The 14,480-nt window shown below is 60.2% G+C and carries 17 protein-coding genes and 1 tRNA gene; 4 read left to right on the top strand and 14 right to left on the bottom strand.

The window, feature by feature from the left end:
* Nucleotides 1-3 precede the first annotated feature (3 nt).
* Complete coding sequence (gene serS / locus DV532_RS16020; protein ID WP_056803036.1) at nt 4-1,284, top strand: serine--tRNA ligase; 1,281 nt, start codon at nt 4-6, stop codon at nt 1,282-1,284.
* Nucleotides 1,285-2,676, top strand: coding sequence for a siroheme synthase CysG (gene cysG, locus DV532_RS16015; protein ID WP_056803033.1), 1,392 nt, complete (start codon nt 1,285-1,287; stop codon nt 2,674-2,676).
* A gap of 33 nt (nt 2,677-2,709) precedes the next feature.
* On the opposite strand, the gene DV532_RS16010 is transcribed toward cysG, so the two are convergent.
* The 8 genes from DV532_RS16010 to DV532_RS15975 form a co-directional block, all read right to left on the bottom strand.
* Nucleotides 2,710-3,669, bottom strand: coding sequence for a glutathione S-transferase family protein (locus DV532_RS16010; protein WP_056803030.1), 960 nt, complete (start codon nt 3,667-3,669; stop codon nt 2,710-2,712).
* Between the two features lie 91 nt (nt 3,670-3,760).
* Nucleotides 3,761-4,765, bottom strand: coding sequence for a glycosyl transferase family protein (locus tag DV532_RS16005; RefSeq protein WP_056803027.1), 1,005 nt, complete (start codon nt 4,763-4,765; stop codon nt 3,761-3,763).
* Nucleotides 4,762-5,097, bottom strand: a complete 336-nt coding sequence (locus DV532_RS16000) for a TusE/DsrC/DsvC family sulfur relay protein (protein WP_056803024.1) — start codon at nt 5,095-5,097, stop codon at nt 4,762-4,764. Before DV532_RS16000 ends, DV532_RS16005 begins: the two co-directional genes overlap by 4 nt.
* Complete coding sequence (gene tusB / locus DV532_RS15995; RefSeq protein WP_056803021.1) at nt 5,094-5,390, bottom strand: sulfurtransferase complex subunit TusB; 297 nt, start codon at nt 5,388-5,390, stop codon at nt 5,094-5,096. The genes DV532_RS16000 and tusB overlap by 4 nt, the downstream gene beginning before the upstream one ends.
* Nucleotides 5,390-5,749 carry a sulfurtransferase complex subunit TusC gene (gene tusC / locus DV532_RS15990; protein ID WP_056803019.1) on the bottom strand — a complete coding sequence of 120 codons (360 nt, stop codon included), beginning with the start codon at nt 5,747-5,749 and terminating at the stop codon, nt 5,390-5,392. Before tusC ends, tusB begins: the two co-directional genes overlap by 1 nt.
* A gap of 1 nt (nt 5,750) precedes the next feature.
* Nucleotides 5,751-6,143 carry a sulfurtransferase complex subunit TusD gene (tusD, locus tag DV532_RS15985; protein WP_056803015.1) on the bottom strand — a complete coding sequence of 131 codons (393 nt, stop codon included), beginning with the start codon at nt 6,141-6,143 and terminating at the stop codon, nt 5,751-5,753.
* A gap of 136 nt (nt 6,144-6,279) precedes the next feature.
* Nucleotides 6,280-7,659 (bottom strand): nucleobase:cation symporter-2 family protein, encoded by a 1,380-nt coding sequence (locus DV532_RS15980; protein WP_056803012.1) that lies wholly within the window; start codon nt 7,657-7,659, stop codon nt 6,280-6,282.
* Between the two features lie 253 nt (nt 7,660-7,912).
* Nucleotides 7,913-8,584, bottom strand: a complete 672-nt coding sequence (locus DV532_RS15975; protein WP_056803009.1) for a Bax inhibitor-1/YccA family protein — start codon at nt 8,582-8,584, stop codon at nt 7,913-7,915.
* Between the two features lie 134 nt (nt 8,585-8,718).
* On the opposite strand from DV532_RS15975, the gene DV532_RS15970 reads away from it, so the two are divergent.
* A tRNA-Ser gene (locus tag DV532_RS15970) sits at nt 8,719-8,806 on the top strand.
* A 257-nt stretch (nt 8,807-9,063) separates the two neighbouring features.
* Here the strand turns inward: DV532_RS15970 and DV532_RS15960 are convergent.
* From DV532_RS15960 to DV532_RS15935, 6 genes are all read right to left on the bottom strand, one after another.
* Complete coding sequence (locus DV532_RS15960; RefSeq protein WP_372340002.1) at nt 9,064-9,417, bottom strand: DUF5329 domain-containing protein; 354 nt, start codon at nt 9,415-9,417, stop codon at nt 9,064-9,066.
* Nucleotides 9,418-9,478: 61 nt separating this feature from the next.
* Nucleotides 9,479-11,053, bottom strand: coding sequence for a phospholipase D family protein (locus DV532_RS15955; RefSeq protein WP_056803003.1), 1,575 nt, complete (start codon nt 11,051-11,053; stop codon nt 9,479-9,481).
* 165 nt (nt 11,054-11,218) lie between these two features.
* The gene (locus tag DV532_RS15950; RefSeq protein ID WP_056803000.1) at nt 11,219-11,662 is read right to left on the bottom strand and encodes a DUF421 domain-containing protein; all 444 of its coding nucleotides are present in this window, start codon (nt 11,660-11,662) and stop codon (nt 11,219-11,221) included.
* A 9-nt stretch (nt 11,663-11,671) separates the two neighbouring features.
* Entirely contained in the window at nt 11,672-12,124 is a 453-nt protein-coding gene (locus DV532_RS15945; protein WP_236707536.1) for a hypothetical protein, read from the bottom strand.
* 64 nt (nt 12,125-12,188) lie between these two features.
* On the bottom strand, nt 12,189-12,692 hold the full coding sequence (locus tag DV532_RS15940) for a CinA family protein (RefSeq protein WP_056802995.1): 504 nt from the start codon (nt 12,690-12,692) through the stop codon (nt 12,189-12,191).
* A 155-nt stretch (nt 12,693-12,847) separates the two neighbouring features.
* A complete protein-coding gene (locus tag DV532_RS15935; protein ID WP_056802991.1) occupies nt 12,848-13,705 on the bottom strand; it encodes an SDR family oxidoreductase in 858 nt (285 codons plus the stop codon).
* 196 nt (nt 13,706-13,901) lie between these two features.
* On the opposite strand from DV532_RS15935, the gene DV532_RS15930 reads away from it, so the two are divergent.
* Nucleotides 13,902-14,426, top strand: a complete 525-nt coding sequence (locus DV532_RS15930; RefSeq protein ID WP_056802988.1) for a hypothetical protein — start codon at nt 13,902-13,904, stop codon at nt 14,424-14,426.
* The last annotated feature ends 54 nt before the right edge of the window (nt 14,427-14,480 follow it).

Below are 14,480 nucleotides of genomic sequence, written 5' to 3'. Positions count from 1 at the left end.
GATATGCTCGATTCCAAACTGTTACGCGGCCAACTTCAGGAAGTGGCGGATCGCCTGGCCTCCCGTGGCTTCAGCCTGGATGTCGCGCGCATCGAATCACTGGAAGAGCGCCGCAAGGCAGTGCAAACCCGCACCGAGCAGCTGCAGGCCGAGCGTAACGCCCGTTCCAAGTCTATCGGCCAGGCCAAGGCCAAGGGTGAAGACATCGCGCCGCTGATGGCCGATGTCGAGCGCATGGCCAACGAACTGGCCGCCGGCAAGGCCGAACTGGACGAGATTCAGGCGGAACTGGACGGCATCCTGCTGACTATTCCTAACCTGCCAGACGCCAGCGTGCCGGTCGGCGCCAGCGAAGATGACAACGTTGAAGTGCGCCGTTGGGGCACGCCGAAAGCGTTCGACTTCGAAATCAAGGACCACGTCGCCCTCGGTGAAATCAGCGGTGGCCTGGATTTCGAAGCTGCCGCCAAGCTGTCCGGCGCTCGCTTTGCCGTGCTGCGTGGCCCAATCGCCCGCCTGCACCGCGCCCTGGCCCAGTTCATGATCAACTTGCACACCGGTGAGCACGGCTACGAGGAACACTACACCCCGTATCTGGTACAGGCCCCAGCCCTGCAAGGCACCGGCCAGTTGCCGAAGTTCGAGGAAGACCTGTTCAAGATCACCCGCGAAGGCGAGGCCGATTTCTACCTGATTCCTACTGCCGAAGTGTCGCTGACCAACTTGGTGGCCGGTGCCATCCTCGATGCCAAGCAACTGCCGCTGAAGCTGGTGGCCCATACGCCATGCTTCCGCAGTGAAGCCGGTGCTTCCGGCCGTGACACCCGCGGCATGATCCGCCAGCACCAGTTCGACAAGGTGGAGATGGTGCAGGTAGTCGAGCCGGCCAAGTCGATGGAAGCCCTGGAAGGCCTGACCGCCAACGCCGAGCGCGTACTGCAACTGCTGGAGCTGCCGTACCGGGTACTGGCGCTGTGCACCGGCGACATGGGCTTTGGCGCGGTGAAAACCTACGACTTGGAAGTGTGGGTGCCGAGCCAGGACAAGTACCGCGAGATCAGCTCGTGCTCCAACTGTGGCGACTTCCAGGCACGCCGCATGCAGGCCCGCTGGCGCAACCCGGAAACCGGCAAGCCAGAACTGGTGCACACCCTCAACGGCTCTGGCCTGGCAGTGGGCCGTACGCTGGTGGCCGTGCTGGAGAACTACCAGCAGGCTGACGGTTCGATCCGTGTGCCGGAAGTGCTGAAACCCTACATGGGCGGCGTCGAGGTCATCCGCTAAATGGATTACCTGCCGCTGTTCCACAAGCTGCAGGGTGGCCGCGTGCTGGTCGTCGGCGGCGGTGAGATCGCCTTGCGCAAGGCGCGCCTGCTAGCCGATGCCGGCGCTGCGCTGCGCGTGGTGGCACCGGATGTCGACGGCCAGCTGGCCGCGCTGGCCCGGGAGGGTGGCGGTGAGGTGCTGGTGCGAGGCTATCAGGCAGCCGACCTGGTCGGTTGCCGGCTGGTGATTGCAGCCACCGATGACCCTGGGCTGAACGCCCAGGTGTCGGCCGATGCGCAGGCACTTAGCCTGCCGGTCAACGTGGTGGATGCGCCGGCCCTGTGCACGGTGATCTTCCCGGCGATTGTCGACCGTTCACCCTTGGTGATTGCCGTCTCCAGCGGCGGGGATGCCCCAGTGCTGGCACGTTTGATTCGTGCCAAGCTGGAAGCCTGGGTGCCGTCCGCCTACGGTGAGTTGGCCGGGTTGGCAGCGCGTTTCCGGCACAAGGTCAAATCCTTGTACCCGGACGTCAACCAGCGTCGTGGTTTTTGGGAGACTGTATTCCAGGGGCCGATTGCCGAACGCCAGCTAGCCGGGCAGGGCGCCGAGGCCGAGCGCTTGCTACAGGCGATGGTCGATGGTGCGCCGATGCAACAGGGCGGTGAGGTGTACCTGGTGGGGGCAGGGCCGGGTGATCCGGATTTGCTGACCTTCCGTGCCTTGCGCCTGATGCAGCAGGCTGACGTGGTGCTGTACGACCGCCTGGTGGCACCGGCCATCATCGAGATGTGCCGGCGCGATGCCGAGCGCATTTACGTGGGCAAGCGCCGCGCGGACCATGCCGTACCGCAGGACCAAATCAATCGCCTGCTGGTCGAGTTGGCCCAGCAGGGCAAACGCGTGCTGCGCCTGAAGGGCGGCGACCCGTTCATTTTTGGCCGGGGTGGTGAAGAGATCGAAGAGCTGGCCGAGCATGGCATCCCGTTCCAGGTGGTGCCGGGTATTACGGCGGCCAGTGGCTGTTCTGCCTATGGTGGAATTCCGCTGACTCATCGTGACTATGCCCAGTCGGTGCGCTTCGTGACCGGGCACTTGAAGGACGGCAGTAGTAACCTGCCATGGAATGACCTGGTGGCGCCGGCACAGACCCTGGTGTTCTACATGGGCTTGGTGGGCTTGCCGACCATTTGTGCCGAGCTGATTCGCCACGGCCGTGCGGCCAGTACCCCGGCGGCGCTGGTGCAGCAGGGGACTACGCGTAATCAGCGGGTGTTCACCGGTACCCTGGCGGATTTGCCAAGCCTGGTGGCCCAGCATGAAGTGCATGCGCCAACCCTGGTGATTGTCGGGGAAGTGGTGCAGTTGCGTGACAAGCTGGCCTGGTTCGAAGGTTCGCAAAACAGCTGAAATTGCTGGGGCTGCTTTGCAGCCCCGACGAGCTCAAGCCTGCCAGATCCCCTTGCCCGCCAACCGTTCCCGATCATGCGCAAGGCCAAAGTCCTGCAGCGGCCCTTTGGGCACGATCCCGTTCGGGTTGATGGTCTTGTGGCTCATGTAGTAGTGCTTCTGGATATGCTCCATGTTCACCGTGCCCGCCACCCCAGGCCACTGGTACAACTCACGCAACCAGTTGGACAGGTTGTGGTAGTCGCTCAGGCGCCGCAGGTTGCACTTGAAGTGCCCGTGGTACACCGCATCGAAGCGCACCAAGGTGGTAAACAGGCGTATATCAGCCTCGGTCAGGTATTCGCCCGCCAGGTAGCGGTTGCGGCTGAGCAGGTCTTCCAGATAATCCAATTCGTTGAACACATCGTCGAACGCAGCCTCGTAGGCATCTTGCGCGGTGGCAAAGCCTGCGCGATACACGCCGTTGTTTACCGCCGGGTAGATGCGCCCGTTCAACGCTTCGATGGTCGGGCGCAGTGGCTCTGGGTACAGGTCGAGGTTATTGCCGGTCACCTCGTTGAACGCACTGTTGAAGATGCGGATGATCTCTGACGACTCGTTGTTGACGATGCGCTGCTCTTGCTTGTCCCATAGCACCGGTACCGTAACGCGGCCAGTGTAGTGCGGGTCATCCTGGGTGTAGCGCTGGTGCAGGTACTCGAGGGCGTCAAGGTGATCACCGGAGGAGCCTTGCTGCTGGTCGAAGGTCCAGCCATGGTCCTGCATCAGCCAGCTGACCACGGACACGTCGATCAGCGGCTCCAAGCCCTTGAGCGCGCGGAAGATCAAAGTGCGGTGCGCCCATGGGCATGCTAGCGAAACATACAGGTGGTAGCGGCCGGCTTCGGGAGCGGGTAGCTGATGACGGCGCTGGGCGTTTTCGCGTTTGAACGTGCCGTCCTTGCCATTTTCGTACCACTGGTCATGCCAGCGGCCGTCGATCAATAGGCCCATGGTGAGCTCCTCGAACAAAGTTGTTTGTCGTTGGAGCCCAGTCTAGGGGAAATAATTCGAATAAATAGCGCAAATACTGCCTGCAAACCATCTACTTATCCGATTGATTCCTCGCCCTCCAGTAGGCGCGTGCCGTGACGAACGCCTGCTCGCGGTCCTGGCCCAAGCCACGCAGGGCCAGGGCCATGGTCGCCACCACGGCCAGTTCACCATAGCTGTCCTCGGCCTGGCCGCGCCAAACTGCCAGCAAATGCTCGGGCTGCAGGCTCGGCGGTTTCACGTGCCGACGTTCGCTTAGCGCCGGCCACTCCTCATCCCAGGCTTCGCCTGCCGTGGTGCCGTACAGGTGGCTGATGACATCGGGGTTGACCTCCAACTCGCCGCCATCGCCCTTGATTACCACGACATGATCACCCAGCAGGCGGCTGGCCTCGCGGTGCACCGCCTGGTAACCGGGGTGGAAGATACTCTGCAAACCACAACGTGCGCCCAGCGGGTTGAGCACCCTGGCCAGCGAGTGGATGGGCGAGCGCAAGCCCAGGGTGTTGCGCAGGTCGATCATGCGCTGCAACTGCGGAGCCCAATCCTGCAGCGGGAAGTAAGCCAGGTGGTGCTGGTCCAGGGTTTGGCCGACCGAACGCCAGTCGCGGCATAGCGGGATTTCCAGCAAAGACAGCAACTGCTCGGTGTACATGCGCCCGGCGGTGTGCGCACCGCCGCCGTGCATCAAAATACGTACGCCATTGACGGCCAGGCATTTGGCGGCCAGCAGGTACCAGGGCAGGTGGCGCTTCTTGCCGGCGTAAGTGGGCCAGTCCAGGTCGACGGCGATGCGCGGTGCTTGCAGATGCGCGCGCAGGGCCTCGGTGAAGCCGGCCAGTTCGTCGGCGCTTTCCTCCTTGTGCCGCAACAGCATGAGAAAAGCACCGAGCTGGGTGTCTTCGACCCTGCCTTCCAGCAGCAGGGTCATGGCTGCATGGGCTTCCTCACGGGTTAGGCCGCGCGCGCCGCGCTTGCCTTTACCGAGAATGCGCACAAATTCGGCGAACGGGTGTTCGGCGGGGGTTTCCAAGGTCAGTGGGCGTGGCTGGGTCATATGCAGTTGGTCGGCTTGGGCAGGCCCGCCAGCTTGGCGGCGAGTTTGGCTGGAGTGCCATTGAACAGGCGGTTCAGGTGCGGGCTGTTGCCCTTGTCCGGGCCCAGCTTCAGGGCCGTGTACTTGATCAGCGGGCGCGTAGCCGGGGATAGCTGGTACTCCTGGTAGAACTGGCGCAGCAGTTCGAGGATCTCCCAGTGGTCCGCTGTCAGCGGGATACCCTCGCGCGCGGCCAATGCCTCGGCAGCGGCGTGGGACCAGTCTTGCAGGTCGACCAGGAAACCGTCCTTGTCCAGGGCGATCGCCTGATCACCAATATTGAGCGTATTCATAGCCAGCTGTTGACCTTGTCATAGTGCAGCGACAGTTCGACGAACCCGGCGTAGTCCACGGCTGTGGCCAGCGCGTTGGCGACCGCGCGTGCCTGCACGTCCTCGTCCAAGGCGAACAGGCGTGGGGCTATGCCGGCGGCTTGCAGCTGGCGATACGGTTCGCTGCCGCTGCACAAGGCATACACCGCGTCACCGCACAGCAGCAGGGCGTCGCTGGCACCAAGCAGGCGCAGGCAGCTGGCCAGGCGCTCGTCGCCAAACGGGGAGTGGGCAATTACATGCAGGGTTGTCATCACAGCGTTACCACTTGGTCAAAACGGGCGATCAGTGCGGCCAGTGCCGCGTCATCCAGCACTTGTACCGGCAGGGCAAGGGTGTCCGCTGCCAGGCCGCGGCGGGTGATGCTGTGGCTGCAGGCGAACAACGCCTCGACGCCGAACATTGGCAGTGCTTGCAAGTTGGCGGCCAGGTTCTTCTGTTGCACGGCTGTGGGTTGCTGGCCCGGGGCGAGCTGGAATACGCCGTCGTCGAGGAACAGCATGCCCAGCGGCAAGTCGAACGCACCACCGGCCAGGGCGATGTCCAGCGCCTCGCGGGCTGATGGGCCGTTCCAGGGGGCTTGGCGGCTGATGATCAACAAGGATTTGGCCATTTCAGTCGCCTCCGAAGCAAACAAGGCGATCGGCTACCTGTACCGCCTCATGCAGTTGGCCCAGCCCCGACAGTTCCCAGGGTTTGGGCAGGTTCACAGCCGGGCGTTGGTAGCGACTGGCCTCGGCCTCGTCGAGCACGCCACGGCGCAGGGCGGCGGCGATGCACACTACGGCGTCCAGCTGGTTGGCCTGGATAAAGGCACGCCACTGGCCGGCCACGTCCACTTCGTCCTGAGGGGCGACCACGTTGGCCGAGGCACTATGTACCCCGTCCTGGTAGAAGAACAGCCGGGCAATCTCATGCCCGCCGGCCAGCACTGCCTCGGCGTAGCGCAGGGCTCGCCGCGAAGACGGTGCATGGGCCGGGGAGAACACCGCGATAGCGAATTTCATGGGTAACTCATGCAAAGGAATGGTGCCATGATAAAGCAAAAAAGCCCGTGCCCGCTTGTGCATGGCGGGGCGGGCTTTGTATTCAATCGTGTGGCCTGTGCAGTAGCGCCATGGCCCTAACCGACAGGCACCTGACTCAGGCCTGTTCCTTACTCTCTGGCAAGAACCAGTTCAGCACCAACGCGCAGATACCCCCAGTAGCCACACCCGACTCCAGCACATTGCGAATTGCTGCCGGCATATGCGCCAGGAATTCCGGGACCTGCGCCACACCCAGGCCCAGCGCCAGCGACACCGAAATAATCAGCAGGGCACGACGATCTAGGCGGGTGCTGGCTAGAATATTGATCCCCGAAGCCGCAACCGCCCCGAACATGACCATGGCTGCGCCACCCAGCACCGGCTCCGGTACCGCCTGGATCACCCCGGCAACGCTCGGAAACAGCCCCAGCAGCACCAGCATCACGGCAATCCACATACCGATATGGCGGCTGGCAATACCGGTCAGCTGAATAACGCCGTTGTTCTGGGCAAAGATCGAACTCGGGAAGGTGTTGAACAAACCCGCCAGCAGCGAGTTGGCCCCGTTGACCAGCACGCCGCCCTTGATGCGTTGCATCCATAGCGGCCCTTCGACCGGCTGGCGCGACACTTTACTGGTGGCGGTAACGTCACCAATGGCTTCCAGCGAAGTCACCAGGTAGATCACCAGCATGGGAATGAACAGTGCCCAGGAGAAGCTCAGGCCAAAGTGCAGCGGGGTTGGCACCTGAAACAGCGCAGCCTCATGCATGCCGGTGAAGTCCAGGCGGCCCATGTAGCCAGCCAGTGCGTAGCCGACCGCCAAGGCAATAACGATGGCGCAGCTGCGCATCCACACCACTGGGATACGGTTGAGGATGACAATGATCGCCAGCACCACGCCCGACAGCAACAGGTTTTCGCCGTTGGCAAAGGTGCCATTGGCCATGGCGCCGAAGCCGCCACCCATGCTGATCAGGCCGACCTTGATCAGGGTCAGGCCGATCATCAATACGACGATGCCGGTCACCAGCGGTGTAATCAGGCGTTTGACGAAGGGCAGGATGCGCGACACGCCCATTTCGACGAACGAACCGGCGATTACCACCCCAAAGATGGCCGCCATCACACCTTCTACCGGTGTGCCTTGCTTGACCATCAGCGCACCACCGGCAATCAGCGGGCCGACGAAGTTGAAGCTGGTGCCTTGAACGATCAGCAGCCCCGCGCCGAACGGCCCGAAGCGCTTGCACTGGACGAAGGTGGCAATGCCTGAGATGACCAGCGACATGGACACGATCAGGTTGGTATCACGCGCCGAAACGCCCAGCGCCTGGCAGATCAGCAGGCCAGGGGTAACGATCGGTACGATGATCGCCAGCAGGTGTTGCAGGGCTGCCAGCAGGCCAATCAACAGCCGTGGCTTGTCCTCAAGGCCAAGCACCAGTTCATTTGCAGGCGCCGCTGCGCCTGGGCTGTGTTCGTGTGAGCTCATTGCTGAAAGCTGCCCCGGAAGAAAAAGGAGCGCATTCTACGGGGTGGTAAGGGATTGCGGTAGAGAAAAGCACGATGGCGGCATGATCGACGGCTACTTGAGCAGTAAGCTGACTTGTTGGTCAGCTTTAGAGTGTGCTTGACGGGTGGGTTGGGGCAGGGCTACCAGGTGCCTGGCTTGGGCTTTGTGTTTGGGCTGAACCGTGCAGGCACAAAAAAGCCCGCCGAAGCGGGCTTTCTCATGCAGCAATCAATCAGTCATCACGACCCATGATGCCAAACAGCTGCAGCAGGCTGACAAACAAGTTGTAGATCGATACATACAGGCTGATGGTCGCCATGATGTAGTTACGCTCGCCGCCATGAATGATCGCGCTGGTCTGGAACAGAATGCACACCGACGAGAACAACACGAAGCCAGCGCTGATTGCCAGTTGCAGGCCGCTGATCTGGAAGAACAGGCTGGCCACTACGGCACCCAGCAGAACAAAGAAGCCCGCGGTAATGAAACCGCTGAGGAAGCTCATGTCCTTGCGGGTAATCAGCACATAGGCCGACAGACCACCGAACACCAGTGCAGTCATGGCAAACGCCGAGCTAACCACCTCAGCGCCACCGGCCATGCCCAAGTAACGATTGAGGATAGGGCCGAGGATGAAGCCCATGAAGCCGGTGAGGGCGAAGGTGGAAACCAGGCCCCAAGCCGAATCACGCAGTTTGTTGGTAAGGAAGAACAGCCCGTAGAAGCCGATCAGCACGACGAACACGTTCGGGTAGCCGACGCGCATCTGCTGGGCCACAAAGGCCATGACACCGCTGAAGGCGAGGGTGAGTGCCAGCAGGCTGTACGTGTTGCGCAGGACCTTGCTGATCTCCTGCTGCTCGACCTGCTGGCCGTGGTGTACGGCGTAATCCTGTTCGCGCATGGCGACACTCCTTGGTAAACCGGTGGTTTTCAAACGTTCAGATGCTAGGAGTCTATCAGAGCTCCCGCAACCCGCGACACAGAGAGTTTGACAGCGTGTTTCATTGCGGTATGATGGCGCCCGCAAAACGAGCTGGAAGCGTGGCCGAGTGGTTTAAGGCAACGGTCTTGAAAACCGTCGATGGGCAACTATCCTAGAGTTCGAATCTCTACGCTTCCGCCACATTCAAAGCCCTGATTATTCAGGGCTTTTTGCGTTTCTGGGGCATAGAAAAACGACCCGTTGGAACACCATTGCGAATTTCGCCTGTGAAGCGGGTGGGATGTTGTCATCGTGAGCGGGTGAGGTTGCTAAGCCAAGCTGGCTATGCACGCTACGACGAGTCCGCGGCTAGACGTCTTCATCCACTAGTGAGTCGTGCCGTTTCTTGCTAGCGATGGGCGGTTGTCGGCCCAGCGATCTACTGGCTTACGAAAAGACTATTGAAGTTGCCGTTGCCTCTGTAGTTCTCTTTGCAACCAAGTGCTTGCGGGTTCTGCACCTTCTGAGCATCGAACCTCGTAGATACGGCCACTCACACTGCTTTTGGTGGCAGCGAGGTCGATGAAGTCCTCCGCGCTTTTCACCAGGTTCTTGCTTTCGAGATAATGCAGCTTCTCCTCCAGATGCGCTCGAGCTCGGGGGCCTGAGTATTCGGTGCCGTTGCGAAAAAACTTGCAGCCACTGTGCTCTACAAAGTCCAGCAAGCGCGTTATTTCTTGCGTGGCTTGAGGTGCGGCTAATGCCCGTGTGTCTACGATGATTGCGATAACGCAAAAACCCAGCGCCATCATCGATTGGCTGATAAGCCGGTCGCGGCCCCTCGTCCATATCTGCATGATTTATCCTGCCCCGCTATAACATCTTTTCCAGCCCAATCGTGCTGCTGAGCCACGAATTGAAGTGCCGCCACCAACTCCCCGGTTCCTCGGTCAACGTATGTTGTTTGCCGTTATCTTCGGTGTCCCATATCAGCTGCTTGTTTTCCAGCCGAGTGTGATAGCTGAGAGCCGGTGCCATCCCCTCCAGAGCCAGCTCGCGCACCCGCCCGGCGAGCTCGGGGTCATCGACTAATACCCCGACTTCGGTGTTCCACAATAACGAGCGCGAGTCGAAATTGAACGAACCAATAAACGCCTTCTGCTGGTCGAAAATCATCGCCTTGCTATGCAGGCTGGAGTCGGAACTATTGGAGGATCCAGTGTGAAACATGCGCGACCCACTGTCGCTGTCGCCATTGGCACCGGATTGGCGGCGTAACTCGAACAACTGCACACCATGCTCCAGTAAGGTTTTTCGATAAGGCGCGTACGCACCGTGTGCGGCAGGTACATCGGTGGCTTCCAGTGAGTTGGTCAGCAAGCTGATCGACACGCCGGCGTCGGCCCGTCGGGTCAAGTACACCACCCCCGGTTTGCCAGGCACCATGTAGGCCGACACCAGGATCAGTTCCTTGGTGACCCCGTTAAGCTCGGGTGCCAACTGGGTGGTCAACAATAAGTATGGGGCGGGCTCGCCATTCGACAAGACCTTGCTCGGAGCATCCCACATCGCTTTATTCCAGGCCCAAATCAACTCCCGGCGCCAGTCGTTCAGGCGGGGGTGGGTGGTGTAGCTCATCAATTGTTGATAGAGCGCGTGATTCTGGGTGCGCGTTTCCTCCAAGGAGGTGTTCAGCCGAGCCCGAAGATTTCTCAGGTCTTCAGTCGTCGGCTTGATCGAAATAAACTGCTCGATAGGCTTGCTCAGGGCATTGTTCCAGTACTGGTCGAAACTCTGGTCCAATTGCTGTGCCACCGGGCCGACACCGAGCATGTCGATGTCAGTGAAATTCCTGCTGGGCTCGGCGTCGAAGTACTCATCCCCCAAATTGCGCCCTCCGACAATGGCCACAGAATTGTCCACTACCCATAATTTGTTGTGCATACGCCGGTGTTGCTGCGACAGGTTGAATAGCCGGCCCATCGTTCGTGTCACGACAGTGCTGCGGCCCAAGTGAAGCGGATTGAACACACGGATCTGTATATGCGGATGCGCGGCCAGGGTCGCGATAGTTCGCTCCAGGTCATCGCTAGTGGTGTCATCGAGTAAAATCCGCACGCGGACTCTGCGATCGGCGGCGTCAAGCAGCTCGCTCAATAATATCCGCGTACTGATGCCGTCGTGGACGATGTAGTACTGCAAGTCAATGCTGCTTTGAGCATTGCGAATCAGCTCGGCGCGGGCGGCGAAAGCCTCGGCGTTCTCCGGGAACAGGCGAAAGCCTGATCGGCCTTGATGGGGGGCTACCTGGGCTTGGATCGAACGACCGAGCGCTGAAGCGTTGGCAGGCAGGGCCTGACTGGGCTCATGGGGGACATTTGGTGTCGTACAACCACCAACAAACTGGGTGAGTAACAGAACTGCAAGCAGGGGCTGTTTGAATCTCACGGAGCGTACCCCGGCTGATGGCGATGAGGGTGTCGATCCCGAAGAATGGCCATTCCCTTACCACCAACATTTGGCCGTAACGGCCCTGTGCAATGTTTCTTCGATCTGCGGTGTTGCTTTAAAGCGTAGTTCATCCCCTGATGATTGCGGAGCCAGCTCCACGCCTTAGTCGACGCGAATAAACGAGATCTTGCCATTACGCTCGACGATGGCAAATTTCACCTGCTCGATGTGCTCGATACCTTGGCTGTCGCGCGCGGACTCAAGAATATCGTCCTCGGTAAGGCGTACCCGCCGCATTCGTTGGTGAAGGAATCGCCCGTTTTCAACAACCAGCGTGGCGTGCCCATCCAGAAGCCGGGCCAACGGCTTGGAGGAGAGTTTCGCCAGCGATAGGCCCACATCTAGAACGATCAGCGTAGCGATCACCAGCATGGCGTTGGTGAACGAAAAATCCTCACCCAGCAGTGCCTGCTGGGTGGCTTCCCCAATGATCAGCAGCAAGACGAAATCGAAGGTGGTCAGGTCAGCCAGCGAGCGCCGCCCGGCCACGCGAAACAGCAGCACGAGTGCGACGTACATCCCGGCTGCGCGGAGGATCGAGTCCATGACGCACTCCTAGGGGTACATGAACGTGGAAAAGTGCACTGCGCTGGTCGGGCCGGCGCTGACGGCGCCCTCCAAAGTGCCCACGTGCTCACTGCGCAGCGTCAGGTACAAAGTGGCTAAGCCGTCTTTGCTGGTGCCCAGTTGCAGCAACAGAGCCGGGCCATGTGACAGCGAAACTTGCGGTTGTGGCTGTATCGTCTCGATACTGGCTTGACGCAGTAGCGTCCCCTCAAGCTCTACCATCACCGGCTGGCCAGGGTGGCCTTGAACGGTGATGAACAGGCTGTCGGTCGTACCACTGCGACTCAGGCGCTGATATTCAACTTTTAACCGACCATCCTGGCTCACCACCTTGGCATCACTTAACGGGCCATCACCAAATAGCCCGCCCAAGCCAAGCAGCACGATAACCACGAGCACGTACCAGCCCACTCGCTCGAAACGCCAGACACGCCGCTGCATCGGCATGTCCTCTTGCACTGGATGACTCCTCGATAGCCGTTCATCTTCCGCCATCTTCACGCCCTCAAGCGCGCTCGCCGCGCAGCCAGCGTTGGTGATAGTGGGCAATTCTGGTCAGACCGAACAGTGCCCCCTGGCGCATAACCTCTGACCGCTCACCGAAAAAACGTTGGGTGCGGGTGAAAACGGCTGGCGTGTCGCCGGCAAACGCCCAGGCAAAACACAGGGTGCCCGGCGGTATGCCTGATTCAGCTGCAGGCCCAGCCACACCGGTGGTGGCAATCACCACGTTGGCATCGCTGTCTCTCAATGCGCCCAAGGCCATTTCCCAGGCCACCGCCTCGCTGGTAAGGCCGTAGCGTTCGATGGTTTCGGCGCTTACGCCGAGCAAGCGCTTCTTAGCGCTGGGGGAGTAGACGACATAGCCACTTTCCAGCACCTCTCCGGTACCGGGCACTGCCGCTAACAACGCCACTATGCAGCCAGCGGTACACGACTCCGCAGTCGTCAAAATCAACCGGTTGTCTTTGAGATAGCTAAGTGCAGCTAATACGGGTTCGCTGGCCATTCGAAAATCGACTCGCTTGTTGTTTCGCGGTGGACGCAATCCAGCCTTGATTAGTTCATCGCAACGTTTGCCCGCCCATCCCATGCAGTAAACATAGCCTGAAAGTATCCGGAAAAATCAGCGGGTGAGGCTCGCTTTTTGGCGAGCCTGTTTCGTTAAAGGATGGGTTTGCCGCCGGTGACGGCGTAGCGTGAACCGCTGATGTAGCTGGCCTCATCGGAGCCCAGCAGCACGTAGATCGGCGCGACTTCAACAGGCTGCCCTGGACGCCCCATAGGGTAGCTGGAACCGAAGTTTTTCACCGCTTCGTCGGGCATGGTAGCCGGGATCAAGGGCGTCCAGATGGGGCCGGGCGCCACGCTGTTGACCCGAATACCCTTGCTGCCAAGCAACTGGGCCAAGCCAGCGGTGAAGTTGGCAATAGCGCCTTTGGTCGTGGCGTAGGCCAGCAACTTTGGCGACGGGTCGTCGGAGTTGACCGAGCTCGTGTTGATGATTGAACTGCCCTTCGGCATGGACGGCAACGCGGCCTGACAGATACGGAAGATAGCGGTGATGTTGGTATCGAAGGTTTTTACCCATTCATCATCTTCGATTTCTCCCAGGGTCTCGTGGGACATCTGGAAGGCGGCGTTGTTGACCAGGATGTCGATGCGACCGAACTGTTTGACGGTCTTTTCAACGATGTCATAGCAATGTTGCTTCTGCGCCAGGTCTCCAGGTAGCAAAAGGCATTGTCGGCCTGCAGCCTTGACCCAGCGCGCGGTTTCTTGCGCGTCTTCATGCTCATTGAGATAGGCGATGGCAACGTCGGCACCTTCGCGGGCATAGGCAATGGCAACCGCCCGCCCAATGCCACTGTCACCTCCGGTAATCAGGGCGATCTTGCCTGTTAATCGACTATGGCCGGTATACGACTGCTCACCACAGTCCGGATACGGCTCCATCTTGCGCTGAGAGCCTGGGACGTGTTGCGGCTGGGACGGGAAGGGGGGCGTCGGAAAGTCTCGCATGGTAGAAGCTCCTGGGTTAGAGAATGCTCATACCGGTTGGAAAGGTCTGGCGCCTATGCGTTGGTTTCAATGCGCGATGCCTGCGACGAGCGGTGCAAGGTTGGCAACTGGATTGAATTTCAGCCGACATTGCTTGTTCTACCGCATTGAACTCCGCGCGCTGTTATAGCCGGGAGCCCAATTGCAGGAGGAGCGAGTGCCTCGAATCATTACCCCAGCGACCCCAGAACACGAAATAAACGAGCACAATGCCAGGATGTTCGGCTCTCCCAAGGAGCGCCTGGATTTTTACCGGCGTGAGATCCAATACGAAACCAGCATTCTGGCCAATCGCACAGACGCCTACCTGGCTGCTCAGTCCTTTTTGGTTATTGCCTTCGTCTCTTCCATGGGCAACCTTAACCAAGGGTGGGGGGAGATGTTCACCCTGATCGTGCCAGCGTTCCTGGCGCTGCTTGGGGTGTTGAGTTCGCTCAATGCCTGGCCGGGCATTCGCGCGGCATACAACATCATCGATCACTGGCAGCTCAAGCAAAGCCATTTGCTGCGCAGCGAGCCCTTGATGGGTTTGGCTTACGACGAGTCACCGCTATTTTGCGAAGCTGAGACCTCCCGGTCAGGGCATCGGAAGTCATTGCTGTTTTCGCTACGCACACCGTGGATCTTCCTGGTGTTTTGGGTGCTGCTGGCTAGCTATTCGGTGTATATCCAGCTGGCGTGATAAACGCTGTTGGGCCACAGCGCGCGGCCCCCAGAGCGGTACAAACGCGCGGCT

The organism is Pseudomonas sp. Leaf58 (assembly GCF_003627215.1).
GTDB lineage: Bacteria > Pseudomonadota > Gammaproteobacteria > Pseudomonadales > Pseudomonadaceae > Aquipseudomonas.
The sequence above is the reverse complement of the archived record's forward strand: the minus strand, read 5'-3'. Positions and strand labels throughout refer to the sequence as shown.

Bases quoted from the DNA above. Each gene is read 5' to 3' on its own strand.
- DV532_RS16005 (WP_056803027.1), bottom strand. From the start codon at position 4,765: ATGACCCAGCCACGCCCACTGACCTTGGAAACCCCCGCCGAACACCCG.
- DV532_RS15975 (WP_056803009.1), bottom strand. From the start codon at position 8,584: ATGCGCGAACAGGATTACGCCGTACACCACGGCCAGCAGGTCGAGCAG.
- DV532_RS15940 (WP_056802995.1), bottom strand. From the start codon at position 12,692: ATGGCCAGCGAACCCGTATTAGCTGCACTTAGCTATCTCAAAGACAAC.
- DV532_RS16010 (WP_056803030.1), bottom strand. From the start codon at position 3,669: ATGGGCCTATTGATCGACGGCCGCTGGCATGACCAGTGGTACGAAAAT.
- DV532_RS15950 (WP_056803000.1), bottom strand. From the start codon at position 11,662: ATGGACTCGATCCTCCGCGCAGCCGGGATGTACGTCGCACTCGTGCTG.
- tusC (WP_056803019.1), bottom strand. From the start codon at position 5,749: ATGGCCAAATCCTTGTTGATCATCAGCCGCCAAGCCCCCTGGAACGGC.
- DV532_RS15980 (WP_056803012.1), bottom strand. From the start codon at position 7,659: ATGAGCTCACACGAACACAGCCCAGGCGCAGCGGCGCCTGCAAATGAA.
- DV532_RS15960 (WP_372340002.1), bottom strand. From the start codon at position 9,417: ATGATGGCGCTGGGTTTTTGCGTTATCGCAATCATCGTAGACACACGG.
- DV532_RS16000 (WP_056803024.1), bottom strand. From the start codon at position 5,097: ATGAATACGCTCAATATTGGTGATCAGGCGATCGCCCTGGACAAGGAC.
- tusB (WP_056803021.1), bottom strand. From the start codon at position 5,390: ATGACAACCCTGCATGTAATTGCCCACTCCCCGTTTGGCGACGAGCGC.
- cysG (WP_056803033.1), top strand. From the start codon at position 1,285: ATGGATTACCTGCCGCTGTTCCACAAGCTGCAGGGTGGCCGCGTGCTG.
- tusD (WP_056803015.1), bottom strand. From the start codon at position 6,143: ATGAAATTCGCTATCGCGGTGTTCTCCCCGGCCCATGCACCGTCTTCG.
- DV532_RS15945 (WP_236707536.1), bottom strand. From the start codon at position 12,124: ATGCAGCGGCGTGTCTGGCGTTTCGAGCGAGTGGGCTGGTACGTGCTC.
- DV532_RS15935 (WP_056802991.1), bottom strand. From the start codon at position 13,705: ATGCGAGACTTTCCGACGCCCCCCTTCCCGTCCCAGCCGCAACACGTC.
- serS (WP_056803036.1), top strand. From the start codon at position 4: ATGCTCGATTCCAAACTGTTACGCGGCCAACTTCAGGAAGTGGCGGAT.